25 protein-coding genes and 1 pseudogene are annotated in these 24,905 nt (G+C 51.1%); 13 read left to right on the top strand and 13 right to left on the bottom strand.

The annotated features are described in order from the left end of the window. The first annotated feature begins 78 nt into the window (after positions 1-78). The 5 genes from ACPLJI_RS02245 (at position 79) to ACPLJI_RS02225 (ending at position 2,647) form a co-directional block, all read left to right on the top strand. The gene (locus tag ACPLJI_RS02245; protein WP_424730412.1) at positions 79-624 is read left to right on the top strand and encodes a pseudomurein-binding repeat-containing protein; all 546 of its coding nucleotides are present in this window, start codon (positions 79-81) and stop codon (positions 622-624) included. A 78-nt stretch (positions 625-702) separates the two neighbouring features. Next, entirely contained in the window at positions 703-1,392 is a 690-nt protein-coding gene (locus ACPLJI_RS02240) for a hypothetical protein (RefSeq protein ID WP_424730411.1), read from the top strand. Between the two features lie 133 nt (positions 1,393-1,525). Further along, positions 1,526-1,708 carry a hypothetical protein gene (locus ACPLJI_RS02235; RefSeq protein ID WP_147671907.1) on the top strand — a complete coding sequence of 61 codons (183 nt, stop codon included), beginning with the start codon at positions 1,526-1,528 and terminating at the stop codon, positions 1,706-1,708. Positions 1,709-1,717: 9 nt separating this feature from the next. After that, the gene (locus tag ACPLJI_RS02230; RefSeq protein ID WP_424730410.1) at positions 1,718-2,407 is read left to right on the top strand and encodes a DUF169 domain-containing protein; all 690 of its coding nucleotides are present in this window, start codon (positions 1,718-1,720) and stop codon (positions 2,405-2,407) included. A gap of 30 nt (positions 2,408-2,437) precedes the next feature. Further along, the gene (locus ACPLJI_RS02225; RefSeq protein WP_424730409.1) at positions 2,438-2,647 is read left to right on the top strand and encodes a hypothetical protein; all 210 of its coding nucleotides are present in this window, start codon (positions 2,438-2,440) and stop codon (positions 2,645-2,647) included. 92 nt (positions 2,648-2,739) lie between these two features. Here ACPLJI_RS02225 and ACPLJI_RS02220 read toward each other — a convergent pair whose 3' ends face one another. The 5 genes from ACPLJI_RS02220 to ACPLJI_RS02200 form a co-directional block, all read right to left on the bottom strand. Further along, positions 2,740-3,378 (bottom strand): nucleotidyltransferase family protein, encoded by a 639-nt coding sequence (locus ACPLJI_RS02220; RefSeq protein ID WP_424730408.1) that lies wholly within the window; start codon positions 3,376-3,378, stop codon positions 2,740-2,742. A gap of 9 nt (positions 3,379-3,387) precedes the next feature. Next, positions 3,388-4,557, bottom strand: a complete 1,170-nt coding sequence (locus ACPLJI_RS02215) for a hypothetical protein (RefSeq protein WP_424730407.1) — start codon at positions 4,555-4,557, stop codon at positions 3,388-3,390. Then, the gene (locus ACPLJI_RS02210; protein ID WP_424741106.1) at positions 4,535-7,543 is read right to left on the bottom strand and encodes a Mur ligase family protein; all 3,009 of its coding nucleotides are present in this window, start codon (positions 7,541-7,543) and stop codon (positions 4,535-4,537) included. Before ACPLJI_RS02210 ends, ACPLJI_RS02215 begins: the two co-directional genes overlap by 23 nt. A gap of 151 nt (positions 7,544-7,694) precedes the next feature. Continuing rightward, a complete protein-coding gene (locus ACPLJI_RS02205) occupies positions 7,695-8,906 on the bottom strand; it encodes a Mur ligase family protein (RefSeq protein WP_424730405.1) in 1,212 nt (403 codons plus the stop codon). A gap of 20 nt (positions 8,907-8,926) precedes the next feature. Continuing rightward, positions 8,927-9,166 (bottom strand): hypothetical protein, encoded by a 240-nt coding sequence (locus ACPLJI_RS02200; RefSeq protein WP_424730404.1) that lies wholly within the window; start codon positions 9,164-9,166, stop codon positions 8,927-8,929. Between the two features lie 53 nt (positions 9,167-9,219). On the opposite strand from ACPLJI_RS02200, the gene ACPLJI_RS02195 reads away from it, so the two are divergent. From ACPLJI_RS02195 to ACPLJI_RS02175, 5 genes are all read left to right on the top strand, one after another. After that, a complete protein-coding gene (locus ACPLJI_RS02195; RefSeq protein ID WP_424741105.1) occupies positions 9,220-9,777 on the top strand; it encodes a class III signal peptide-containing protein in 558 nt (185 codons plus the stop codon). 75 nt (positions 9,778-9,852) lie between these two features. Then, positions 9,853-10,344 (top strand): peptide-methionine (S)-S-oxide reductase MsrA, encoded by a 492-nt coding sequence (gene msrA / locus ACPLJI_RS02190; RefSeq protein WP_424730402.1) that lies wholly within the window; start codon positions 9,853-9,855, stop codon positions 10,342-10,344. Positions 10,345-10,396: 52 nt separating this feature from the next. Then, positions 10,397-12,070, top strand: coding sequence for a 2-oxoacid:acceptor oxidoreductase subunit alpha (locus tag ACPLJI_RS02185; RefSeq protein WP_424730401.1), 1,674 nt, complete (start codon positions 10,397-10,399; stop codon positions 12,068-12,070). Further along, positions 12,067-12,933: a thiamine pyrophosphate-dependent enzyme gene (locus tag ACPLJI_RS02180; RefSeq protein ID WP_424730400.1), complete on the top strand. Its 867-nt coding sequence runs from the start codon at positions 12,067-12,069 to the stop codon at positions 12,931-12,933. The genes ACPLJI_RS02185 and ACPLJI_RS02180 overlap by 4 nt, the downstream gene beginning before the upstream one ends. Positions 12,934-13,009: 76 nt before the next feature. Beyond that, positions 13,010-13,363, top strand: coding sequence for a hypothetical protein (locus tag ACPLJI_RS02175; protein WP_424730399.1), 354 nt, complete (start codon positions 13,010-13,012; stop codon positions 13,361-13,363). A gap of 156 nt (positions 13,364-13,519) precedes the next feature. Here ACPLJI_RS02175 and ACPLJI_RS02170 read toward each other — a convergent pair whose 3' ends face one another. The 7 genes and pseudogenes from ACPLJI_RS02170 to ACPLJI_RS02140 form a co-directional block, all read right to left on the bottom strand. Beyond that, positions 13,520-14,029, bottom strand: a complete 510-nt coding sequence (locus ACPLJI_RS02170; protein ID WP_424741104.1) for a hypothetical protein — start codon at positions 14,027-14,029, stop codon at positions 13,520-13,522. 477 nt (positions 14,030-14,506) lie between these two features. Beyond that, complete coding sequence (locus ACPLJI_RS02165; protein ID WP_424741103.1) at positions 14,507-17,020, bottom strand: AAA family ATPase; 2,514 nt, start codon at positions 17,018-17,020, stop codon at positions 14,507-14,509. An 81-nt stretch (positions 17,021-17,101) separates the two neighbouring features. After that, the gene (locus ACPLJI_RS02160) at positions 17,102-18,358 is read right to left on the bottom strand and encodes a DNA repair exonuclease (protein ID WP_424731624.1); all 1,257 of its coding nucleotides are present in this window, start codon (positions 18,356-18,358) and stop codon (positions 17,102-17,104) included. A 9-nt stretch (positions 18,359-18,367) separates the two neighbouring features. After that, on the bottom strand, positions 18,368-19,891 hold the full coding sequence (locus ACPLJI_RS02155; protein WP_424731623.1) for an ATP-binding protein: 1,524 nt from the start codon (positions 19,889-19,891) through the stop codon (positions 18,368-18,370). Continuing rightward, positions 19,891-20,940: a DNA double-strand break repair nuclease NurA gene (locus tag ACPLJI_RS02150; RefSeq protein ID WP_424731622.1), complete on the bottom strand. Its 1,050-nt coding sequence runs from the start codon at positions 20,938-20,940 to the stop codon at positions 19,891-19,893. Before ACPLJI_RS02150 ends, ACPLJI_RS02155 begins: the two co-directional genes overlap by 1 nt. Before the next feature lie 118 nt (positions 20,941-21,058). After that, a complete protein-coding gene (locus ACPLJI_RS02145; RefSeq protein ID WP_424731626.1) occupies positions 21,059-21,382 on the bottom strand; it encodes a YbjQ family protein in 324 nt (107 codons plus the stop codon). Between the two features lie 48 nt (positions 21,383-21,430). Continuing rightward, positions 21,431-21,565 (bottom strand): annotated as a pseudogene (locus ACPLJI_RS02140) (zinc-ribbon domain-containing protein); the annotation flags it as partial. A 64-nt stretch (positions 21,566-21,629) separates the two neighbouring features. Between ACPLJI_RS02140 and ACPLJI_RS02135 the strand changes: the two are divergent. Both ACPLJI_RS02135 and ACPLJI_RS02130 read left to right on the top strand, forming a co-directional pair. Continuing rightward, a complete protein-coding gene (locus ACPLJI_RS02135; protein WP_424731621.1) occupies positions 21,630-22,913 on the top strand; it encodes a hypothetical protein in 1,284 nt (427 codons plus the stop codon). Between the two features lie 85 nt (positions 22,914-22,998). Then, the gene (locus ACPLJI_RS02130) at positions 22,999-24,291 is read left to right on the top strand and encodes an amino acid permease (protein ID WP_424731620.1); all 1,293 of its coding nucleotides are present in this window, start codon (positions 22,999-23,001) and stop codon (positions 24,289-24,291) included. 94 nt (positions 24,292-24,385) lie between these two features. On the opposite strand, the gene ACPLJI_RS02125 is transcribed toward ACPLJI_RS02130, so the two are convergent. Beyond that, positions 24,386-24,613: a hypothetical protein gene (locus ACPLJI_RS02125; RefSeq protein WP_424741102.1), complete on the bottom strand. Its 228-nt coding sequence runs from the start codon at positions 24,611-24,613 to the stop codon at positions 24,386-24,388. Between the two features lie 40 nt (positions 24,614-24,653). Between ACPLJI_RS02125 and ACPLJI_RS02120 the strand changes: the two genes are divergently transcribed. Then, positions 24,654-24,905: hypothetical protein (locus ACPLJI_RS02120; RefSeq protein WP_424741101.1), on the top strand; the 252-nt coding region annotated here is incomplete at its 3' end.

Here is a 24,905-nt window from a genome sequence, read left to right as displayed (position 1 = left end):
CAATATTCTTCTTTAAAAACAATATTCATTTTTTTAAAAAGTATAATTGAATTTCGCTGGTGCAAAGGGGGTGTTTATATGAATGAAAGGAATATACCTATTTTAACTGCCATGACATTTTTCCTTCTTGCCGTAGCTGTTGTTATACAGTTCATACCCCAGAGCATGCCTGTAGAGACAAAAGATGCAGTGGTTGAAAAAACCTCAGATGGATACCAGCTTAACCTTCAGGCTGTTCTTGAACTTGCAGAGATGGACTCAGGTAACGGTACAGTGACGTACAGGGGATTCAACTTCACAGGCCCCCAGCTACTGTACATCTTTGCAAGGGGGATTGTGATGCTGGAAGCCAATGAGACAGGAAAGATTCATGTGAGTGAATACGGTGGACCTGAGGACCCCTATGGATTTATGGATACCGTCACCCTTACAAGGAGCGAATACACAGATATGGCGGAGCGCACATACACCTGGATGGACGCCAATGGCAGAAGCCCCAACCATGTTGGTATCTATGTTGAGGGATCCCCCGACATAACACCATCACTTGCAAGGAAGATCTTCAGACAGGTTCTTGTTGAATACAGGAGAACAGGGACTCTACCAGAAGTTATAAATGTCTGAATAACCTTTTATTTTTACAGGAACCTAACATCGTTGAGTGAACAGAGTTCTTACGATCAATACCAATGGAAGTTCACCATGCAGAGAAAATTGATCCTCCCATTTATAATCACCGGAGCTTTAATCACTTTTTACCTTCTGAACCCCTCCTTCCACAGTACAGATAACAGGAACGAAGCTGTGGTTCTTGGCTCAGATAAGATGGGCACAGTTGAGAAACTTGGACCCTACGGTAACAGGGACTCAGAGGTGAAAATAGCCTACATAACAGGGGTCCACCCCCTGGAGAGGGACTCCCACAGGGCAATACTGCAGGCCCTTGAGGAGAACCAGGAAAAACTGAGGTACGTGTACTTCGTATACCGGGTCAACGTTACACTTAACCCTGAGGACTACGAAAGGGGGAGGATGGCGGGACAGCTCCTTGCACGAAGATACGTGGTCCCAGATGTAGCCAGGGGCAACTACAGCCTGGCAGTTGATGTGCACTCCAACAGGGGCAACTATGGTATGAAGAGGTTCGTTTTCACACCACTCCCCCATGAGCAAAGCAGATTGATAGCCCTGAAACTCGCATCCAGAATCAGCTGGCTATCCTACCACTTCCCTGAGTCACAGACAAGCCCCGCCTATGTGACTGAACCCATAATTCAGGGGGGAACACCGGCCATACTCTATGAGAACTACATGTACCAGGACTATTCAAGAACCCTGGAACATGCCCGGGAGTTTGTAAGAACCCTTGACTCCACTGACATCCCATCATAAACTTAAGAGATCCTCCTCTACAGAACAGCAAAAAACTCAGGGAAGCAGAAGATCAGTACCGGGTCATGACAGGAACACCGGGACCGAGAAATTAATATAACTCTTTTTTACATAATATTACATTGTGGTTCTGATGATACACTACAGAATGGATCAGCCAGAAAGGGTGAGGTGCAGTGTCTGCGGTGGAGTTGCAGATGAGGTTGAGGAGACATACCCTGAATCAGGAAACTTCATCCTGGTGATCTACAGGTGCCGCGACTGTGGCCATCTCGAGAAACGCCAGTACGGTAAACCCGTGAAGATTATTGATTGAGGTGATCTTGTGGTTGATGTATGCGCTGTGAATGGATATGATGAGATATCAGAAAAGCTGAAAACCCTCCTTGGACTTGAGAAGTCCCCGGTGGCGATAAAACTCGTTCTAAGGGAGGATGACCTTCCGGAGGGTGTTGAAAAAATAGAGAAGCCTGCAAGGCACTGTGAAATGGTCCAGATGGCTGCTGCAGGGAAATCATTCTATGCAACGGCGGAGGCCCAGGCATGCAAGGGTGGTGCAGATGCCCTTGGAATAGATGAGGCGCCAGAGAAGGTCAAAACAGGGGAGTTCTACTACAACCTTGGTCGCTTTGCAAGCTTTGCATCCGCCAAGAGAACCTTTGATGGGATACCCTCCCTTGACCTCAGGTTCTACGCCGCAGTGTACGCACCCCTTGAGGATGCAACCTTTGACCCTGACGTCATAGTGATCATCTGCAACCCTGCCCAGGCAATGAAGATCTCACAGGCCCTCGTATACACCCTCGGTGGCCGCGTGGAGGCTGACTTCTCAGGTATACAGTCACTCTGTGCAGACGCAGTTGCAGGGCCCTACATGAGGAAGAGGCCAAATATAACCATGGGGTGCAGCGGTTCAAGGCAGTACGCCGGTGTAAGGGACGACGAACTCATCGTGGGACTCAACGGCGAGAACATAGGGTGTGTTGTCAATGCCCTTGAGGCCATAAGCCAGTAGGCTCAATCCAAAAATAAAGGGGGTGATACTGTGGTTGAGACAAAGACCTTCAGGATCCTTGAGGATGTTGCTGACCTCGAGGAGAAGATAAAGAAGTATGAGGGTGAGGCAGACCAGGAGCTTGTTATAAACTGGATCTATGACACCCTTGAGATCCTCAGGAACGTGGGTAAGCTCCTTGAAGAGATTGAGGATAGACTGGATCTTCTTGAAGAGGAGACCGAGGAAAAGGAATTCTAGTGTACGGTCTCCTATTTTTCTTTTAAATCTAGTTTTAGACCCTTCCTTCAGCTATTTTAACTCCACTATTCTGAGGTAATCACAGCAGTGGTTTAAACCCCAGGATAACCCCTTATTCTGAGGTAATCACTGTAGTGGTTTATATTTACAAGTTCAATGGGGTCTGATGCCTCAACACCGTACAGTCTGATGCCATCATCCACCATCAAACGCAGCAGCGGATTTATGTTGCCATCACCCAGGGGGAGATATTTTTTAAGGACCTCTGAACTCGCTGCAAGGGGCATCCCGAGGCCCTCAGCACTCTCAAGCCAGCCACTGCTTCCCCTTGCAAGTACCGAAACCGTCTCATGATCCGCATGTTCACTGATTCTCCCCATGGTCCCGGGGGATACCGCCGGCTGGTCACCTGCCACGCAGAGTATGATTTCACCCGAAGCAGCGAGAACACCATTTAGGAGTGATGCTGATAGTGGAACCTCAGCAGGATCGTTCCTCACAATCTCCACATCCATACCTGATATCGCCGCCTCCACCTCCCCTGCATGGTGGCCTGTGACCACGATGCACTCATCCACACCTGCCCTGAGCACGGAATCCACCGTCTTTTCTATTACAGTAACTGAGTTGAGGGGGAGCAGTAATTTGTGGATGGGTTCAAGGCCGAGTTCCAGCATGTCCCTGCACATACGGCTACCCCTCCCTGCCGCTGTAACAACCGCTGAGACCAATCCCACCACCTATGCCGGTTCAAGCCTGTAGATTCTGGCGTATATGGTTGTACCTGCACCTGAACCCGTCGTCCACATCTCAATGAGTACAGGGTACCTTCCGGTATTTCTGACCTTTATCCCGGTCGCCGGGTTGAAGCCGAATAGAACCGCATGGAACTCCCATGTCATGCCCCTGGGGAGGGGCATCCCTGCATCAGTTACAACGGCCCTGAGTGCCCTTGCAGGTGGACATGAGCCGTGGGAGGCGTATCCGCCAGGGGCCTCAGGGTCCCTTGATGCAGTGAACCTGACTGTCTCCTTACCTGAACCCTCACTTCCAGGTGGAATCACAGTGCCATTCCATGCCTCAGCGAATGCCCTTGCATTGAAGGCCCTCCTGTTATCATCGTACTGGGGGTATGAGCCCAGGTAGCTCACTGCAGTTGATACCAGGACCTTTCTGTGGCCCCCTGTGTACACCATTACAGGCGCCCCTGAGGGGTAGTTCTCCATGTAGTCAAGAACATCCCCACCAAAGAGTTTCTCTATCATCCCTGGTGGAACAGGGAGTCTGCCGTCGCTGAAGTTGGATAGCTGGTAGTCCAGGACTATCTCGTCCCCCTCGTCAGCCCTTCTGAACCAGCTCTTTATCCTGTTAACGGATCTGTACCTGTGGGGGACGGTGCTGTTACCTATACTATCTGCCGGGACAAATCTAACCTTCCTTCCGTTCTCAATGATATCCATACCATTCTCTCTCTTCACACCATAGGTGTAGGGTGTCTTGTAGGCCCAGAGGAAGACCGGTGGCTCCTGCACCACCAGTTTATCCCCTGAAACCCTCAGCACCCCCGGACCATCCACAGTGGATCTCCCTGATGGGTCTATCCCTGAGGTCATCTCAGATATCGGGACATGCACAGCCCCTGTGAGGACCGCCTGGAGGAGGTTTCCAGGGTCCATGTAGTTGAATTCATCAAGCAGGTAGTCCGGGTGGAGTATGAGAGGGACGCTCCTCACCCGGGATTCATCGATAACATCCTGACCCTTCAGTACCGTGCTTCCAGGCTCAAGGGCAGCTATCTCCCCCGGGTGCTGGGGTTCAACGCTTCCCTCGATGTATGCACCCGATGCTGTTATGATAGCCGCCAGAATCACCAGCAAAATGATGTGTTTAACTGATATAATCCTCTGCATATCTGAATCCCCCCTCACCTATTATGAGTACAGTGTCATCTGGTTCTGCAATTTCAAGGGCCTTATTTACAGCCTCCTCAACCTGTTCACGGTTAGCTCCAAGGGTCCCGGACCCTGCACGTTTTCTGCTGGATTCTATATGGACCACCCTCTTACCCAGGATATCTGAGGCTCTCCTTGCAGCATAGGATGCCGGTATAACGGTGTCGGCATCCTTCAGGAGTGATGCGATTTCCAGATCACCATCTATTCCACTCTCAGATGCCACGGTGTTCACGACTATCAGCCTTCCGCCGGTACCTTTGAGTTCCTGCATCACAGCCCTCACACCGGCCGGGTTGTGGGCGTAGTCAAGTATAACCCGTGGTGAGTCCATCAGCCTCTGGAACCTTCCCCTCACACCACCAAATGACTCAATTCCCCTTACTATATCATCCATATTCACGCCAAGGGACCATGCGGCGGCAGCGGCTGCCAGTGCATTGTAGACATTGAAGATCCCCGGTGCCCTGAGTTTCACATCCCTCATTTCGGATCCAATTACCAGTTTGAATCCTGTGGCTGATGCCTCCAGGGCCATAACCTCAGGCTGGGGTCTCCGGTAGCCGCAGACACACAGGTAATCCCCCAGGTGCCCCATGGTTCTGCGGGTATATCTGAGGGGGTTGCCACATCTGGGGCATTCCCTGCCCTCAGGCATGACCTGGGATGACTCCATGCTCTGGATGCCATAGAGCACAGCTCTCTCCTCCCTCAGTTCCTCTGCGAATGATGCGACGATGGGGTCATCGGCGTTGAGTACCAGAACCTCCGCTGTATCAATGATCTCCCTCTTGCATTCAATGTAATCAGAGAACCTCCTTCCACCTGAAAGGTGGTCCCTTGATATGTTGGTTATGACGCCCACTGAGACCCCTGATAGAAGGGCTGATTGCCTTATCTCACCCATCCTCCCGAATGTCCCTATCTCAACCACAGCCACGTCCCCAGGGAGTCTTGCCTGGAGGGCCGGTACCAGTTCAGTGTTGCCCTGTATGTTGAGGTGGTGCTCTGGCACAGTCTTTCCGGCAGCCCTCATTATGGATTTTAGGATACCCGTGGTTGTGGTCTTTCCATTTGTCCCTGTGACCCCCACCACAGGTTTATCAACGGGGCACATGTTCAGGACGTCCTCAACACCTATCACATCAGCGTTGAGGTCCCTGATGAGGTCAAGAACCCTCCTGTTATTCTCCAGGGCTGGTGTGATGGCTATGGTGGACGCGCCCCTGAGGACCTCCATGCTGTGACCCCCCAGGTCAAGTTCTATTCCCTCACCCCTGAAGACATCCTCGAGGGGTGTACTCTCCTTCAGATCCGAGACAACGACCCGGTAACCCCTTGCCCGGAGGTTCCTTGCCATGAGGCTTCCCACATTCCCGCAGCCTCCAAGAACAACCGTGAAGTCCCTCATTGACTCTATGGCCCTCTCAATATCATCCCTAACATTGTCATATGCGTTGACAACCCCGGGGCCGAGGTGGAGTACCGTATCCCCCTTTTCGGCGATTTCAAGTGCCCTCCTTATGCTATCATATACACTATCGGTCTTTATGGTTTTACCCCTGCCAGCGCCCCTTTCAACCTCAGAGGCCGCTTCCATGTCAATCTTACCTGTTGTCTCATTTTTACCGCTCACAATCAATACATCGGCTTTTTCACCAAGTATCTGACCTATCCTGTACTTGTCCCTCACTGTGAGGGTGTCGGGGTTATCCAGGCTTATTATCAGCCTCCCCTTGAATTCAATGCCCTCAAAAAGTTTCTCCATACTCTCAGGGTTGTGTGCTGCGTCCATGTAAACAGGGACCCCCTCAACCCGATCTATGAATTCAAATCTACCCTTTATACCCCTGAATTCCTCTATTGCATTTTTGATGTCCTTAATGTCAAATCCGAGTACCAGTGCAACGGTTATGGCTGCAAGGGCGTTCTCCACGTTGAAGAGGCCCGGCACCCTGAGTTTTATCCTCTCTGTGAGGGGACCGGCATGGACCACCCCCTCATGTTCCGCGCAGTTCAGGGATCCGCAGGTGCTGCAGAGGGCCGTTGGTATCTCTGATACCTTCAGGGTGAACTCTGAGCCCTCAAGACCCCTGAGGTCTATATCCGATGCGCTTACCTGTGGTTCTGCTGAGCCGCTGAAGGTTCTATCCATGAACTCAACTGTCCTTCCATTCCCCAGCCCATAAACCACACTTTTAACCTCAAGGTCATCCAGGAGCCCCGCGATGACCGGGTCGTCCCCACAGAGTACCAGAACACCTCCTGGAGCTATGAGGTTCTTTATTGAGAAGTTCCTCTCAATGTATTCATCGTAGTCCCTGAACTCATCCATGTGGTCTGGTGTGAGGTTTGTCACTACCCCGGCCACTATCTCAAGGCCATCAGCCATCCTTATGGTTCCATGTGGGAGTTCAAATACGGCCATGTCCCTGCTGTTCACATCACCATTCACCACGAGTTCAACAAGTCCCTCAATTACCAGTGAGTCCTGGATTGATGAGAATGACACCGTCCTGTGGCGTGATGAGAGTATGTGGTCTATCATGTTGGTGGTTGTTGTCTTCCCGTCTGTACCTGCAACTCCCACCATGGGGATGCCTATGAGCTGGTTGAGGACCCTACCTATGTCTGAGGTTGTTATGTGGATCAGATCCTTCTCCACACTCCCCAGCATATCACGTACAGGTGCATCAGGGGGTATGCTGGGGGATACGAAGACGGCATCTGCCCATAGCATGTCCTCAATCCTGTGACCCCCAAACCTGAATCTCACACCCTCATCTTTCATCTCATCTATCCTCTTCCTGGCCTTTGGGGGTAGTTCATCCAGTTCCCTGACGTCATTTACAAGTACACTGTTTCCAAGGTGTCTCAGCAATCTTGCGGCGGGTCTGCCAGCGTTTCCAGCTCCAAGCACAAGCACTTTCATGTTCGTGATCAATTTATGCACCCATAGATCTGTTTTAATTTAAGGTATGCATGCCATGAAGTAATAGTTTATGATCAATCCAGGTTTCCTGGCTTTTAGAGAAATATGCAGTCCAGTTATTATTATGGTTATTCATATATACCACTTACGCAGGTGATGCTGTTCATTCACAGGAGGAGATCTCCTCGAGTTTTTCCTGGACCGTGGCTATCCTGTCCTGCCCGTTTCCACCCACGAAGATTCTCCTGTATTTCCTGGAAAACTCAAGGACCATCCAGGGGATTTTCTCAGGTTCATCAACTGTTATGACCTCTGATGGGATTTTAAGACCCTCAAGGTATTCCATTACCATGTCAACCGTGTCCTCAAGCCCCGGGAATATCACAAGGACCTCCGGGGGTGACTCTGCGACCTCATCAAGGATGTGGAGGCGCCACTTCTCTGACCTCCGGGGTGTTCCGATGAACATGACATCGAATTCTGATTCTGAGAGTACGGCCCTCAGGGCATGGGGGTTGTCGGTTTTACCAGCAACAACGGATGCCCCGTTGATGATGAATGACCTTATACGACCCCTCACAGGTTCGAAACTGGCAAGTCCATCCCCTATGATATCCTCTGGAACACCCAGATACCTGAGGGCCTCTGATGCCGCCCCTGCGTTCAGTCTGTTGAATCCGCCCTCAACCCTCAGGGGCCCGGTGTACTCACTGTAGGTCCTGAGACTGGAGGGGACCTCTTTGAGTTCTTCATCTGAATCCCCGGGGCCGATTACAGCATCCCTTCCCCTCAGGAATTCTGCCATTGCCATTCTGTAGTTCTCCATTGAACCGTGGAAGTCCATGTGGTCCTCGCCAAGGTTTGTGAGGACAACGAGGTCAATGTCAAAGCACTCTGATGCGAATTCCAGGGTCATATCGCAGACCTCAACCACAAGGTAGTCAAATTCCTCCTCAGATGCCCTTAAAAGGAGTTCTGTGTAGCCATCAAATCCTCCGCCAGCATTCCCGCCAAGAAGTACCCTCTTACCTGCACATTCAAGTACATGTGCTATCATTGTGGCGGTTGTGGTCTTGCCGTTGGTCCCTGTGACCGCGATGGTTCTGGGTTTTCTGTGGCCCTCAAGGACCCTGCAGAGGAGCTTATCACTGAACCGCTCCATGAGTTCAGTTTTTATCATTGATGGGCTGATTACAACCGCATCTGCAGCCTCTATTTTCCCTGTATCATGAAAGCCAAGGTCAAGGTCAACCCCCTCAGGGTTTACAGGGATTTCACGCCGTATGTCACTTGCATATACGCTGTGACCCCTTCTCTTCAGTGACTCAACTGCCCTCAAACCTTCAGCTCCAAGTCCCAGCACCGCAACCCTCATTGGTTCACCGATCTTAACTTTTAATCGTCCCCTGAATCATCATCGGAAACCCCGTATTCCTCCTTGAGCTGGGATATTATATCCTCGTTCTTTGACACCTCTGGCCTGAGAGGTTTTTCCTCTTCCTTCCCTGACCTCTTGCGTTTACCTATAAATAAAATCAGTATGATGACCGCTGCAACCGCAAGGGTCACGGCCGCCGCAGTTAATATAACCTCCATGCTCACAGGCGGAGTTTCAGAAGCTGCCCCGGGTCCCATTGTCACACCTCAGTTTTATATAAATAATCATACAATATATATCTTACATGATAATGAAGGATAGAGGTGGACAGGGGGGTGCAGAGTACATACTTCTTTTCGCAGCCATCATAATAATCGCGGTTGCAGCCCTCTACATATACAGCTCCTACTTCAAGGTCCCGGGTAACGAGACAGTTGAGGTGAAGCTCACAGTAACCAATATAGGTCCGTCGAAGAGCAAGTTCATCTATGAGGCCAATAACACCACAGATGGGGGCAGCCGGCACATCATATCAGGGGACCCTGGAAACTACTTCTTCCTCCTCCAGCCAGGATCAAGCAGGACCTTCAACCTTGGACGGATGAGCGCCGGCACCAGTTTCACGGTGGAGGGTGGTGTCGGTGACCCCATGGGAGGTGCTGATGACCTAAAGGGCATAGGCCAGAGGGGAAGGTGGACACTGAAGATTGGAAACCAGACCTACTCCTGGACCATCAGCGGCCCCTTTGACTACCGTAAGAACCCCACTGGAAGTGTAATCATGTCGTTCTCAATAGCCGGAGGTGGCGGCTCACCCTTCAGGTTCACCGCAGACCAGGCCCAGGTGCGTGGTAACGTATCAGGGTAGGTGACATGAATGGCCTGAAAGACCCGATATACCAGGGAGGGGGCCATATAGTAACGTATCAGGTAGGTGAAATTTATGGAGAGATATAAGAAGGCCACCTTCGGTGCCGGATGCTTCTGGGGAGTTGAGGACGCATTCAGGAGAGTCAGGGGTGTTGTATCCACCCGTGTGGGGTACATGGGCGGCCACATGGAAAACCCAGCCTATGAGGATGTCTGCACCGGACTTACAGGACACGCTGAGGTTGTTGAGGTCACCTTTGACCCTGCTCTTGTAAGCTACAGCGAACTCCTTGATGTCTTCTGGAGCATCCATGACCCCACAAGCCTCAACAGGCAGGGCCCTGACGTCGGTGAGCAGTACCGGTCAGTGATATTCTACCATGACGATGAGCAGAGGAGGCTGGCGCTGGAGTCAAGGCGGAAACTTGAGGAGTCTGGAGGGTTCGGTGGAAGGATTGTGACGGCAATTGAACCGGCAGGTACCTTCTATGAGGCCGAGGAGTACCACCAGCAGTACCTTGAGAAGAACAGGGAGCGAAGATGCTACCTCAGGAGGCTCCTCTGATGGGGCCACCTGAAAAAGAATATGAAAATAGAGAATGGGGGTGAATGTTTAAATGAAGGAGGTCATGGATGATGTTGCACTGGTCCTCTGCGGTGAGGCCGGGCAGGGGATACAGACCGTTGAGGCACTCCTTATAAGGGCCTTCATGGCCACAGGGTACCATATATTCTCCTCCAAGGAGTACATGTCCCGTGTGCGTGGCGGTGAAAACTCCACCCTGATAAGGGTTTCATCAGAGCCTGTGAGGGCATTTGTGGACCGTATCGATGTCCTCTTTGCCCTGAGCCCCGGGGCAGTGGACCACCTGAGGGAGAGAATCAACGGGACACTGATTATTGCAGATGAGAGCTTTGGTGAGGAGGATGCCGTGGGCCTGCCCATACTTGAGGAGGCTGAGAAGCTGGGGGGGCGGATATTCGCCAATGTTGTGGCTGCAGGCGCCGCAGCCCGTCTCTTCAGGGTCAGGGAGAGTGTCTTTGATGATGCCATAAGGTCACTCTTTGAGCGCAAGGGGCCCGAGATCCTCAATGCAGACCTCATGGCTGGAAGGAGAGGTTACGAACTGGGTGAGGAACTCAGGGACCACCTGAGAGTCTCCGTTGACCCTGACCCCTCTGTCAGGGAACACGTGATCCTCAATGGCACTGAGGCCGTGGGTATCGGGTGCATAGCAGGGGGTTGCAGGTTCATGTCCTCCTACCCAATGACCCCCTCAAGTCCCCTCCAGATATTCATTGCAGAGAATGCAGATGAATTTGAGATGGTATTTGAGCAGGCTGAGGATGAGATTGCAGCCATAAACATGTGCCTTGGGGCGTCATATGCAGGTGCCAGGTCACTTGTTGCAACCTCTGGGAGTGGATTTGCCCTGATGGAGGAGGCCGTAGGTCTTGCTGGTATGATAGAGACTCCGGTGGTGATATATATCGGTCAACGTCCGGGACCGGCGGTTGGGCTTCCAACGAGGACAGCCCAGGAGGACCTGAACCTGGCCCTCTACTCCGGACCAGGGGAGTTTGCAAGGGCCATATTCGCCCCCGGAAAACTGGAGGATGCCTCTGAAATAGCGGCCCATGCCTTCAACCTTGCAGACAGGTACCAGATACCTGTCTTCATACTCTCAGACCAGTACCTGGCGGACCTCTACTACAATCTCCCTGAACCTGAAATCAGAGTGGAGCCGGAGCATCATATCATTGAGACGGATGCCGGCTATCGGAGGTTCAGCTTCACAGAGGACGGTATCTCCTCCCGGGGGATTCCAGGTTACGGCGAGGGGCTTGTGCGTGTTGATTCAGATGAACATGATGAGGACGGCTTCATAACAGAGGACCTCAATATAAGAAGGAGAATGGTTGAGAAGAGGAATCTGCGCCTTGAAATGCTCAGGGATGATGCCATTCCCCCTGAGGTCTGGGGTGATGACTCCAGTGCAGTTATATGCTGGGGTTCAAACTACTGGCCTGTGAGGGAGGCCATCGGGTCATCCGATGCTGAGGTCACCATGGTGCACTTCAGTCAGGTCTACCCCCTGGCACCTTACACCCGTGAGCTTCTCGGCTCATTTGAGGTGACAGCCACCATTGAGAACAATTACCGGGGACAGTTTGCTGATCTACTTGAACTTGAGGCCGGCTTTGAGGTTGACCATCGTCTCAACAAGTATGATGGTATGCCCTTCAGTGTTGAAGAGATAAGGAAATTCATAGGGGAGGTTCTTGCATGAAACCCGGGGACTATGACCTTGAGGCAGACGTGGCCTGGTGCCCTGGTTGCGGTAACTTTTCGATTCTCCGTGCCCTCAAGATGGCACTTGCAGATCTTGATATACCACCTGAGAAGCTGGTTCTTGTCTCAGGTATAGGTCAGGCAGGGAAGCTCCCCCAGTATCTCAGGTGCAATTACTTCAACGGTCTTCATGGGAGGTCCCTCCCGGCTGCTGTGGCAATAAAGGCTGTGAACCCGGAGCTCACCGTTATTGATGTGAGCGGTGATGGATGCATGTACGGTGAGGGCGGCAATCACTTCATGCATGCCATCAGAAGGAACCCTGATATAACAAATATAGTCCATAACAACATGGTCTATGGTCTCACAAAGGGGCAGGCCTCCCCCACCAGTCAGCCCGGCTTCAGGACCCCTTTGCAGGTTCAAGGTGTATTTGAGGAGCCCTTCAACCCCCTTGCGGTTGCCATTGCCCTGGGGGCCACCTTCGTTGCCCGGGCCTTTGCTGGTGATATTGAGAGGACAGGGGAGATTCTTGCTGATGCCATCAGACACCATGGTTATGCCCTTGTGGATATATTCCAGCCCTGTGTGACCTTCAACCGTGTCAATACATTCCAGTGGTTCCGTGAGAACACCTACTACACTGACCATGACACATCCGACAGGATGCTTGCCTTTGAGAAGTCCCTTGAGGGTTACGGTTCAGGGAAGTTTCCACTGGGTGTGATCTACCGTTCCGATGGTGGAAGGACATTTGAGGAGAACCTCAGTGTATACGGTGAGGACAAAACTCCACTTTGGAGGAGGAGTCATGATCCTGGTAAGCTGAAGGCCCTCCTTGAATCAAGGAGGGTGCTCTGATATGCATTTTAATTGATGCTACCTTCAAGTATTATGCCGGAGAATCCGTGAAGTGGGTGATGCTGGAGAATCTGATATGGAAGTCAGGCTTTACATAACAGAGGGTGACATTGAGGACTACCGTGTCTTCAGACAGAAACTTGACCTTTCAGGTCACAGGTGGAGAAAGACGGATCTCGAGGATGCAGATGCTGTGATAATCCTTGCTGGTCTCTGGGGAATCATGAAGAAAAAAATAATGGATGATGTGAAGAGGGCTGTGAAACTCTCTAAGCCCATAATAACCGTGAGGCCATATGGTCTTGAGAATGTGCCGGTGGAGCTTGAATCTGTTAGTTCCGAGATCGTTGGCTGGAACCCCCACTGCATAGGGGGAGCCATTGAGGATGCGGTTAACCCCGAGGATAAGAATCAAACCCTGAATGATTGATACGGCAACCAGGGTGAAAACCAAAGTTATTGAAACACCATAAAATCAAACCTTGACACAGCAACCAGAGTAAAAAACCAAAGTTATGGAAACATCATGATATGATGAATCCAGAGATAAGAATCAAATCTGAAAAAATAAAGGGGGTTGGCCTCTTTAGGCCGATGATTTAACCACAAACATGCCGGGTTTCCTTGATGTGGGGTGGTATATCTTGTTGTAGCCACTGTAGTCATAGTCCACCCAGCTTCCGCCACTGTACACCTGTACTGTGCGGTGTCTTGGGGACATGCTAGTGGCGTACTGTATTATACGCACCTTCTTCCCGGCTGATGTGAGTCTTTTATATAAGTATTCACTCATAGCCCAGCAGTCCCCTATGTTCGGGTCATAGCGGTACGTGCTGGTGCTGTAGGCTGCCCGTACCCTCTTCTTCTTGTAGTACTTATATCTGGAGTACCTCTTTTTCACACTGGTACGGTATGTAGCCCTGACCTTCTTCCTGTAGGTCTTTTTATATTTCTTGTACTTGTATGCGGCTTCAACCTTCACAGGTTCCGCCTTTATGGTATGTGTTTTTGCCACTATTTTTGCGTTTTCTGTTTCAGTATTTGTTGCCTCACTGATGGGCACTGAACCCACCGTGAACATCAGTGCAAAGAGCACTGTGACTGCTTTGAATCGCGTAATTCTATCGCCTCCATGTCCAATACTAACCCTTCAGGTCGCTTAGGACACTGAGTCAATTGTTACATCATCATAGTATATAAATGTTTCCATGAAATAAAAGCTCTGAGAGCTCCTTTAATCAAAAAAAGCCACCAGAATCCTTTTCTAATATCAGTATATTCTCTGAGAATCCATCCCATTTTATTTGGAGATAGGGATCCTCATGGAATCCCATTTAAGGTTTGGGGGCAGAGGGGCTCCCCGATAGAATGGAGATTCAGAAGATAAATCCTGTATAAAGAGCCACTTATAGAGCTTATTTATGTTAAAAGAAGAACCAGAATGTTCAACAAATTAAAAGCAACATTAAAATGGAAATTTGAATTTAAAATGATTTTAAAGACTTATATAAATCTAAAGGACTCTTCAAAGTCTCAAAAATCGAAATAAAGGTATCTATGGGCTTTTAAAAATTTAACCCGCCTGCTGGATGGCTGATAATCCATCGGACTTTTCAACCCGGTATATGTGGTCTGCAAGGTTTTCAAGTTCCTCCTCATGGGATACCAGGATTATCTGTCTGGCCTCAAGTTCATCGAAGATGTCCCTGAGTTTGTAGAGCTGCTCCTTGCTGAATCCATCTGTTGGTTCGTCCAGTATGAGTATATCTGACCTCACATCGGTCAGGGTCTGTACCACCATGCTGATGGCGAGTCGGTATGCAAGCGCTATGCTGGTCCTCTCACCACCACTGAGGTACTCAAGGTTCTGTTCGTAGCCGTCCTGCTCCACGATGGGTGTGAAGTCCTCGTCAACCCGCACCGATTTATCCGGGTCATCCACCAGGACCCTGAACCATTTCTGGAACCTCTCATTGAACTCATGGTTTATCTGTGCCATCACATGGGTCTCAATGTCACTGAGGGCAGGGATGAAGTAGGATTCAAGCCAGGTCACATGGTCCTTCAGTTCACTGGCCCGTTTTTTGAGTTTCTTCTTTTCATCAATTTCAGCCTTAAGCCTTTCGATCTGATACTGTTTTTCCTCGATTTTCCCCTCAACTGATCCTATCATCTGTTTCTTCTCATCCTTTGATTCTTCACGTTTACGAAGCCTTTCACTGATCTCCTGTATACTGGCCTCCACCTTCTCCCTGTTTTTGAGTGCCTCCCTGTTTTCCTTTATTTCCGCTTCCCTTTCAGCGATGGTTTCATTGTTTTCTCTGATCTTCTGGAGGTTCTTTCTGTATTCCTCACTGGTTTCAGGGTTGAGTTCAGGGATTCTTCGCTGGAGTTCCCTTATTCTTGAATCTGTTTCCGAAAGTCTGCCTGAACATTCCCTCTCCCCCTCACGGAGGGCTTCCAGATCCCCGTCAATTCTTCTGAAACGGGATTCCACATCCTTCAGGTCACTGATTATCCTTTCATTTTTGTTTATATCTGATTTAATCTCCCTGATTTCCTTCTCATTGTTCTCAAGGTTCCCCTGCTTTTTAGCGCATTCGGCTTTCTTCTTCCTGAGGTCCTCAGTGAGTTTACTGAGTTTTTCCCGGGACCCTGTGTATTCTCTTACACGATCGAGGAGTCTGTTTTTATTTTCGATTTTCGCTTTAAGCTTATTTATGCTGGATTCAACTGACCTTTTCCTCTTCCGGGCATCTCTGAGTTTATCGTCTATGTACTCAGGGTCCACGTCCTGGTCACATGTGGGGCAGACACCAATATCTTTGATGGACATGTAGTCCTCTATCTTCCCGGATATGGCGCCCAGCTCCCGCTGGAGCTTCGATACCTCGCCCTCAAGTTCAGCTATCTCAGCTTTCACCTCATCCTCAGTGCACCGTGGATCCTCAAGGGACTTCAGTTTCCCTATCTCTGATTTGAGGCCGCCAATCTCACCCTGAATTGTGGTGATTTCAAGTTCCATATTGTTTCTGATATCTGAGAGGATCTCAAGTTGATTACTGAGGCCTTCAAGCTTGGTAGAAGCATCTCTGAACTTTTCGTAGTCCTCTCTGAGGGATTCTCTTTCATCCTTCATCTCTTCAATATTCTTTCTGAGTGAATCAAGTTCCTCCTGAAGCTCCTCCCTCATCCTCCGGCACTTCTGAAGTTCATCCATGGATTTCCTATAATTCTCCTCTATCTCCCTGTTTCTCTCCCTGAGACGATCTGAGGATGAAATCAGGGTTTTAATTTCATTCTGAAGGGATTCTATCTTATCTTCCGCTGCCCGGATCCTGTTTTCCTCCTTCTGGAGTTCTTTAAGTTCCAGTTTCAGCTGGCTGATCTCTGCTTCGATTTCCCTGATTTCAGCGTCAAGCTTTTTCCTCTCAGATTCCATTTTCCCCTTCTCACTGATAATATTCCTGAGTTCCCTTTTCTTATCCTCCAGGTCGTAGGATTTATTCTCAAGGCTTTCTGCGGATCTTCTGATTTTCCCGGAAAGCAACTTGGCATTATCCGCTGCTCTGCTGTACTTCTCAAGGTCGAAGGCCTTCCTTAGCCTTTCAAGCCGGTCCCTGCTCCCGGTTTCTATTATGCTCTTCATCTGCTCCTGTGGGGTGAAGACCGCGTAGCGGTATATCCTGCTCCTGGCCCTTGGATTCAGGGGTTCCCTGTAACCCAGGATGTTAAGTACCTCGGCCTTCAGTTCCTTTGCAGATAGTTTCCTTCTGCCGGTGGGTGTTCTGATGTAGAGTTCCCCCTGCTGCACCCCTGAGGGGGTCCTTTTAAGTTCCCTGTAGATCGTGTACTCTGCACCATCAACCGTGAAGGTGAGTTTGACCGAACCTGAATTTGATGTGGCCCTCAGAAGACTGTCACCCCTCTGGTCACCCAGCCCGAAGAGTGCGAATTCTATTGCAAGTAGAAGCGTCGTCTTACCTGAACCTATATCCCCCTCAAAGAGGGTCACTCCATCATCAAACTCGACGGTTCCTGATTCATAGCTCCTTATGTTCCTGAGTTCAAGTGAATTGATGATCAAAGAGCATCACCACGGGATCAGTTATCATCATCTGGATTCAACCAGCTGGGGAGGGAGCCAGCACCCTCATCCATCCTGAAGTCATCGGTTATCATCATCTGGATTCACTCCCATAACAGCCTCTGCTTCCTCAATGATTCTCCTCTCATATTCGCCCTTATTTTCACCGGGGGCGATCTCGTCCTCAAGTTTCCTGAGGAGCTCAACCGCAAGGGAATCGCCCCTCTTCACGAGATTGGTGTTTCTGATGTCGAGTCCTGCGAGTTTCTCCCTGAAGATCCTCCTCTCAAGTTCAGGGATGTCGCTCTCGGCAACCCTCACCTTCTGTATCTCACGGGTGCTAAGGCCGTGCCTGTTGATCTGGACAACAAGGGCACCCCTGGATTCAAGTTCCCTCCTTATCCATGCTGAATCTATGTCCGAGCTCCTCCCGGAGCTGAGCTCACCCCTGATCTTTAACATCACAACCCTGCCCTCAACATCGTGTTCCCCCATTTCTCTACGTATTAGGAGGAATGCGTCCTGGGAGTTCTTACCTGTCACATCACATTCTATGTATTCAAATTCAGCGGGCCTTATTGCCCTGAACTGTGGGGCCTTTGCCCTTTCCCTGAATTCAACAAGGTAGTACCCCCTCTCCTCTCCCCTGGCGTTCTCCTCAAGGTCACCTGCGTATGAACCGAAGAGTGCCCCAGGGTATACTATTGGGCCGTAGCCCTCCTCCATGTAGCAGCCCCTCCTGTGGACGTGGCCCCCTGCATAGTATTCCAGGCCACGGGGAAAGAGGTTGAGGTCGATGGAATCCATCTCTGCAAGGTCCACGGGTTTGAACTGGGTTATGGCGCTGTGGAACAGGAATATCCTGAAGCCGTCCTCGGCCTCAAGGGCCTCCCTGTCAAGGTTCCTGAAGTAGTCAACCTCCAGTGCCCTTGACCTCCCTGACAGGCCCGTGATCTTTGCCCCGGTCTTCTCATCCACCGTGAAATCCAGTCCCAGCTTCTTTCCGGGGATGGGGCGCACAACCTTCTCTATGACCCCCGCGGTTTCCAGTATGTCTATCATGGAGGTGTTTGATGGGCTGTAGTCGTGGCTGCCATAGTTGACATAGATGGGGACCCCCTCATCCCTGACCCTCCTGAGTTCCAGTGTGGCCCTCTTGACGGTCTCCATGTTCGGGATGTTGGAGTGGAACAGGTCCCCGGCTATTAGCATGAAGTCGACATCATTCTCCAGCGCATCATCCAGGGCCATCCTGAAGGCCTGGAATTCCAGTTCCCGGAGTTCAGGCTGTTTCTGTGCCCCCAGGTGGCAGTCTGACAGGTGCGCGAATCTGTACATCAGTTCACCTCACCCTATGAATTCAATGTCCCCATCATCATCCTCATAATCCGTGGATTCAATGAACTCCTCGAAGAGGGGTATTTTCACCGGCACCGCGAACTTTGTGAATATGCTGCTCACTATGGCCTCACCCTTATCCAGGCTGGCTATTGCCCTGTTGTCATCTGAGAGGTCCTGGGAGGCACTTCCTATTATCTCAGCCCTCTCCTGGGCCATCTCATTCCCCAGGATTATCTTGGTGTTCATGTTTGCAAGGACTGTCCTGGGAATGAGGCTCACAAGCTGGGTTATGGCTACGAGGCCTATGTTGAATTTACGGCCCTCCCTTGCGATGGTGCTGTAGATGTTGTTTCCCTGCCTTTCAATGACCTCCTTTCCAAGGACACGGGGGGCCTCCTCTATCACTATCCCTATGACGGGTTTTCGCCTGAGCTCCCCGGTGGATTTGTACTTCTGGTACCTCCTGAAGATCTCACCTGATATCACACTCCCAACAAGGAGTTCAGCCTCACCCATGAGCCTGGATGTGTCCACCACGACTATCCTTCCATCCTCCAGGTGTCCTGCCATGTCCCTTATGGCTGACTCACCACCCACATCCCGGAATACACCTCCACGGGACTTTATCTCACCTGTGTCCTCATCCAGGTAAACTCCGAGGATAACATCAAAGACCCTTCGAAGGACGCTCAGTGTTCTTGGATCCACGTTTTCAATTCTTTCCCCTTCAACGATTTTGATGATCCATTCATCACGGTGGCTGTGGTGGTACCTTGCAATTGCCTGCTCCTGTGCCTGTGTGAATGGTATTATACCCTCAAAGTGCTCCGGTCTCAGGGACCTCAGATTTATTGCCAGGGTGTTTCCGCCGACCGGTGCGTCGGGTGAGTAGTAGACCACATTGCCTGATGGGTGCCTCCCGAGGCCAGGCTCGTTCCTCCCATAGTACTCGTCGTGGGGGTCCAGTACCAGCATGCCCACACGGTCCATATCTGCCAGGCTCCAGAGCATGACCTTCACCAGGTTACTCTTACCCCTACCGGTGGTTGCAGGTATGAGGATGTGGTGGGTTATGGCGTCCAGGGCGTCGATGTAGACTGGTGTTTCAAGGACCTTTGAGCCGCTCCTCACATTTCCCAGGAATACCGGGTTGCGGGGCTTTTCAAGGAAGGCAAGGTCCCCATCCCTTATCCTCTTGACCTCCCTGAAGAAGCCCGGCAGGCGTTTGGGTAGCATCGGCTCCCCATCCCTCACATGGAGTAGGGGGCGGGCCTCTGCGATGATGTAGTTCCGTAGTTCCGGTTCAAGGAACTCCACGTCCCCCCTGTAGCCCTCAAGGTTGAAGCCGGATGCAAGTTCCCTCATCCCCTGGGGTATCTGGGACCTGTATTTCAGGTCCTTGACCTGGAGTATCGTGTAGCCGTCCCCCTCAGCGACGAGGAGGTCGCCCAGTTCTATGGGTTCACCTGATTTCTGCCTTATGAGTACCGCGGCTGTTTCGCCACCTATTATCTGACCTGCGATTTCCATCAATCCTCACCTGCATACCTGTTAAGTGTATCGTGGTAGTCAAGACTTTCTGTCTCATCCTTTATTCCCTTAAGGATCTTACCATCACTGACCTGTGATAGGACTCTTCTCCTGTAGATTTCAACCTCATCTGCTGAGACACGGGCCCTCATGTCCACGTCCACCAGACCGTAGGGGTAGCCCGGGAAGCATGCGTCCCCTGCGTTCAGCAAGAGGGCGGATGTCACGTCCAGTGTTTCATTGGATTCACATTCCCCCAGGATGTCCATGCGGAATATCCTCCCTGCGGGGTTCAGCTTAACCGCCGTGAGGGTGGTGGGCCTGTCGGTCCTGATGGCTATGGGGTGGTAGCACCAGGCCCCCTTCAGGCCCTGCTCTGATGCGAGCCTTCCGATGGCTGAAAGGAGTGAGAGTGAAGTGGTGGTGTAGAGGGTGCAGGTCTTTGAGAGCCCTGCCACGTGGATGTCCCCTGCCCTGTCCCCGAGTTTACTGATGTGGCTGTTTTCCTTCTCGAATGATGCCTGCAGTGATCCGTCCCTGACCAGAATATCTCCTGCATCCAGTTCATCAAGGGCCCCCAGTGCCATGCTCCACTCTGCAAAACGCCTGGGGAGGCCCTTGAGGGTTGACTCATCAACAGTGTCAGTGTCTTTAAATTCAAGGTGCATGTCATCCTCATCAGGGAGGAATTCCAGGTACTCCTCCCTGATGGGGTGTATCTGGAATCTGCACATCTCCTCCTCCGGGTTTATGGTCATAACAGAGAAGAACTCAATCCTCGCTGGCATCTCAGGCTGAACCCTCTGAGCCCCCCTGAAGAGGCCCAGGGCAACCCTGTTTAGGTGGACTGATATGCCCGGTCCCTCCAGTATGGGGCTGTTGCCGCCGTCTATGAAGGCCATGAGACGCTCCTCTCCCCCCTCAATGGGTATGAAGTTATCTGTGCTGAATTCATGCACCCTGTATTTCGCTGACCTGAAGTAGGGTCTTCCGATCCCTGAGCTCACCCTATTCTCAAGGGTCTGTGCAATACTATCAAAAATGTCCAATAAAAAATCCCCCATGTAAACGTTTAATATTGAATAATAAATAAATGTTATAAATAGTTTGTGGTCTTTAATTGAATGGTCGGTCATCTGCCCGATCAGGGGATATCCCGGGCTGTGCCTACTCCTCTGGCTCAACGATGACGGCTGTGCCGTAGGCAAGGATCTCCTGCATTATGTCGGATATGGAGTCTGAGTCGAACCGGACACTTATAACCGCATTGGCCCCCAGTTCACGGGCATGGTCAAGCATCCTCTCAAGGGCCTCCTCCCTTGAGTGCTCCATCATGGTGACGTACTCCTTGATCTCACCACCCACAATGGACCTTAATCCGGCACCTATCTGACCTCCAAGTCCCCTGCTTCTCACTGTTAGCCCGTAAACGAATCCAAGTGTCTTAACCGCTCTGTATCCCGGGACATAGTTGCTTGTAACGTATACCACGTCACCATGCTCCTCGACTGCAGGCGCTCCTCTTCGCTCCTCAAGCCTCGTGCCGCACTCGTCACAGAAATTTGATTCTGCCCCATACTCCTTCCCGCAGTTTGGGCAGAATTTTTCTGCTGAAGTCGTGGTTCTGGAAGCTGGAGCCACCTCACCTTTCTTCTCGGCCAGTCTTCTCTTCATCTCCTCACTTGTAACCATAATAACACCACAATTATTTTTATTTCAGAGGTATAATAAGGTTACCATGAAATCTGCCATGCCCGACGATGGGAGCGGAATGTTCAAAGGGTATATCCCAGACCGGCTTCTGCCATACATCCCCCTCATCATCATAGCGGTGCTTCTCATCCTCAAACCATACTACCTCTTTCCAACCCATGGTGACATTGACTTTCACCTTGTGAGGGCAAGGGAGATAATGATTGAACCGCTAAGAGGTCTTACATGGGACTACCTGGTTTACTATCCCGCCGGGAGGCCCCTGGGACATCCGCCCCTGCTTCATGTTATACTCGCCGGGCTCTGGACCCTGGGTGGTGTCAGGTTTGCCCATTCCATCATGTGCATGCTGCAGATACTTCTCACGGTATTCACGGCCTCATGGGTGGCCTCCAGGTGGTACGGGAGGAGGGCCGGTCTCATCGCAGGGGCACTGGTACTCGCATCTCCCCGTCCAGACACCCTCTCAGTTATAATGCCGGCAGCCTACATACCTGTCCTCCTGGTCCTCACAGTATATCTGCTATCAGAGGACCGTCTCTCTGCAGCGGTGACAGGGACACTTGCACTCTGGACCCATTTCATAGCACTCATAACAGTGGGTCCCGTGGTGCTGGCAGATGGTGTTAGGAGGAACCTCAGGGTGCTCACGGTGCTCCTCCCATCCCTCATATTATGGTGGGCATACTTCCTCACAGCAAGGGGAGCCCCATCTGAGCCTGTGAATGGCGGTTACTTCAGTATCGGCTGGCTTGTGTTCCTCATACTGCTGTACTTCGGGGTCCCGGGACTCTACCTTGTGAGGGGAGGGAGGGAGTTCAGACCCCTCATGGCCTACATTCTCATGGTGCTCACTGCGGAGGTCCTCTTTGATGATTTATCAAGGGGGCTGCAGTACGTTGCACTCCCACTGGCGGTTGTGGGTGGATACACAGGTTCAAGGTTACTTGAGAATCCATCAGGGGCTTTGAGAATGGTGACGGGGATCCTCATCATCTCATCAACCATGGTATTTGTCGAACAGCTCCTTCTAACAGATATAGGGTGGTCTGATGTGGATATACCATTCGAAAACCGTTACTATCCCCTCAAGGAGTACATTGATACCCATACATCCCCTGATGATGTGGTGTGGGCCTCGGGTTCAGTTGCAGATAAGGTCGCCTGGATGACCGGGAGGAGGGTCTCCAATGGTCGCTATGGCCCCCCACCTGGATTCCAGGAGACATTTCAGGATGTGAATATCTATGAGGAGAATGGAAAATTCATAATAAGGAATAAAGATAATGAGACAATTCAGATCATCTAACCAAGTAGTGTTTTACCTATACCTTGAGATATCAGATCATCTAACCAAGTAGTGTTTTACCTATACCTAAATAACCAAGGAAAGCATGAAACCCCAGCTGCGGAGGGAGCTGTCCCTCTTTGACACGGTTAACCTTGTAATCGGGACCATAGTGGGTGCCGACATTTACATCGTGGCAGCCTATGGTGCCGGTAGCCTTGGCCCGGCCTCAATACTGGCCTGGTTCCTGGCCGGCCTCATGGCTGTTATGATTGCACTTGTATTCTCTGAGGCCTCCGGCATCCTCCCTGTCACCGGGGGCCCCTATGCCTATGCAGGTGAGGCCCTTGGACGTTTCGCGGGTTTCCTAACCGGCTGGTCCCTCTGGATTTCCTCGTGGATCGCCATAGCGGTGTTCCCCATAGCCTTCGTATACTACCTTGAATACTTCATCCCCCTGAATTCCATCTGGGAGGCCGTCATCAAGGTCCTCTTCATAGTCTCACTCACACTCATAAACATCGCCGGTGTTGGGAGGGCCGGTAAGGTGAATGATGTACTGACGGTCCTCAAGGTGGCACCGGTGCTCCTCCTTGCAATCCTTGGGGCAGTGTACCTTGCCCTCCACCCGACAACCCTCAGCGGCAATTACACCCCCCTGGCACCCATGGGCCTCGGGGCCCTTGGTGGTGTGACTGTCCTGGTGTTCTGGGCGTATGTCGGGTTTGAGCTTGTAACGGTCCCTGCAGATGAGGTTAAAAATCCTGAAAGGAACATACCCCTGGCCATAACCCTTGGGATGGTCTTTGTGATGCTATTCTATCTCCTCACCAATGCCGTTATCCTTGGACTTGTACCCTGGAGGGTGCTTGCAGCCTCAACCGCACCCCTCACGGTTGCCGGCTACAGCCTCATGGGTGGACTTGGGGCCCTCATACTCACTTCAGGCGCTGTTTTCTCGATTGCAGGTTCAGAGGAGGCAGGGATGCTCACGACTGCAAGGCTGCTCTTTGCCATGTCCAGGGATGGGTTTCTGCCACGTGCCCTGTCCAGGGTGCACGGGAGGTTCGGCACACCCCACGTCAGCATCCTCATCCAGAACCTCACGGCCCTTGCAGCTGCACTCACAGGTACAGCGGCCGGGCTCATTGAACTATCTGTTTTAACCCTTTTACTCCCCTACGCAACAACTTGCGTTTCACTGGGAATACTCCGGAGGAGGGAGGGGGCTGCTGTTCCGGTGAAGAGTGTCCTGGGTGTCCTTATCTGCATTTACCTCCTCCTGAATACCACAGCAGGGACCCTCATTGCTGGAGTGCTCCTCATCACCGGGGGAGTACCATTGTACCTTATATTCAGATGGAGGAACTCAAAGAATAATAAGGGATGCAGGAAATAATGTTTTCAGAGGGGGATCTCTGAACATCTCTGTAAGTTCCTTCAGCGGATTTCTCGGTGTCACCGTTTTCATGGTATTCACACTGTCCTCAGTCTCAATGTATCCAGGGACCTATAACCCCCTGTACCAGTGGCTCAGCAATCTGGGGAACGTGAATCTGAATCCATATGCAGCTGTATTCTTTAACCCGGCTGCATTGTAACGGAATAATACTGATACCCTTCTTCATGGGTTTATCCACCTGGAAGCCTATCTCCACATGGAGGAGGGTTCTAACCTCTGGAATTGCCCTCGGTATTTTCACATCATTTTCCCTGATCATGGTGGGTCTATATCCTGAAAACCATATCAGAGAGCATACAGTGGCTGCTTCGGGAGTCTTCGGGTCCCTGTTTCTGGTTGTAATGCTGGTGACCCTAGTTCTCCGGGACCAGCCCCTCTTCCGGCGACCTGTGATCTGTTACTGCCTTCTGGTGGTTGCAGTGAACCTCCACTTCAATTATGTTTTCTCAGGAAACAGGGACATTCTGGCCGTGTTCAACCCTTCAGGGACCATCCCCGGACTTGGGACATTCTGGCCGTGTTCAACCCTTCAGGGACCATCCCCGGACTTG

The organism is Methanothermobacter sp., from assembly GCF_049720995.1.
GTDB lineage: Archaea > Methanobacteriota > Methanobacteria > Methanobacteriales > Methanothermobacteraceae > Methanothermobacter.
Note: the sequence above shows the minus strand (reverse complement) of the source record. Positions and strands in the feature narration are given on the sequence as shown.

Coding starts and splice junctions, on each gene's coding strand:
- ACPLJI_RS02125 (WP_424741102.1), bottom strand. CDS start 24,613: ATGATCAGGGAAAATGATGTGAAAATACCGAGGGCAATTCCAGAGGTT.
- msrA (WP_424730402.1), top strand. CDS start 9,853: ATGGAGAGATATAAGAAGGCCACCTTCGGTGCCGGATGCTTCTGGGGA.
- ACPLJI_RS02160 (WP_424731624.1), bottom strand. CDS start 18,358: ATGTACAGATTCGCGCACCTGTCAGACTGCCACCTGGGGGCACAGAAA.
- ACPLJI_RS02200 (WP_424730404.1), bottom strand. CDS start 9,166: ATGGGACCCGGGGCAGCTTCTGAAACTCCGCCTGTGAGCATGGAGGTT.
- ACPLJI_RS02235 (WP_147671907.1), top strand. CDS start 1,526: ATGATACACTACAGAATGGATCAGCCAGAAAGGGTGAGGTGCAGTGTC.
- ACPLJI_RS02195 (WP_424741105.1), top strand. CDS start 9,220: ATGAAGGATAGAGGTGGACAGGGGGGTGCAGAGTACATACTTCTTTTC.
- ACPLJI_RS02185 (WP_424730401.1), top strand. CDS start 10,397: ATGAAGGAGGTCATGGATGATGTTGCACTGGTCCTCTGCGGTGAGGCC.
- ACPLJI_RS02215 (WP_424730407.1), bottom strand. CDS start 4,557: ATGCAGAGGATTATATCAGTTAAACACATCATTTTGCTGGTGATTCTG.
- ACPLJI_RS02155 (WP_424731623.1), bottom strand. CDS start 19,891: ATGGAAATCGCAGGTCAGATAATAGGTGGCGAAACAGCCGCGGTACTC.
- ACPLJI_RS02135 (WP_424731621.1), top strand. CDS start 21,630: ATGAAATCTGCCATGCCCGACGATGGGAGCGGAATGTTCAAAGGGTAT.
- ACPLJI_RS02180 (WP_424730400.1), top strand. CDS start 12,067: ATGAAACCCGGGGACTATGACCTTGAGGCAGACGTGGCCTGGTGCCCT.
- ACPLJI_RS02240 (WP_424730411.1), top strand. CDS start 703: ATGCAGAGAAAATTGATCCTCCCATTTATAATCACCGGAGCTTTAATC.
- ACPLJI_RS02175 (WP_424730399.1), top strand. CDS start 13,010: ATGGAAGTCAGGCTTTACATAACAGAGGGTGACATTGAGGACTACCGT.
- ACPLJI_RS02205 (WP_424730405.1), bottom strand. CDS start 8,906: ATGAGGGTTGCGGTGCTGGGACTTGGAGCTGAAGGTTTGAGGGCAGTT.
- ACPLJI_RS02130 (WP_424731620.1), top strand. CDS start 22,999: ATGAAACCCCAGCTGCGGAGGGAGCTGTCCCTCTTTGACACGGTTAAC.
- ACPLJI_RS02245 (WP_424730412.1), top strand. CDS start 79: ATGAATGAAAGGAATATACCTATTTTAACTGCCATGACATTTTTCCTT.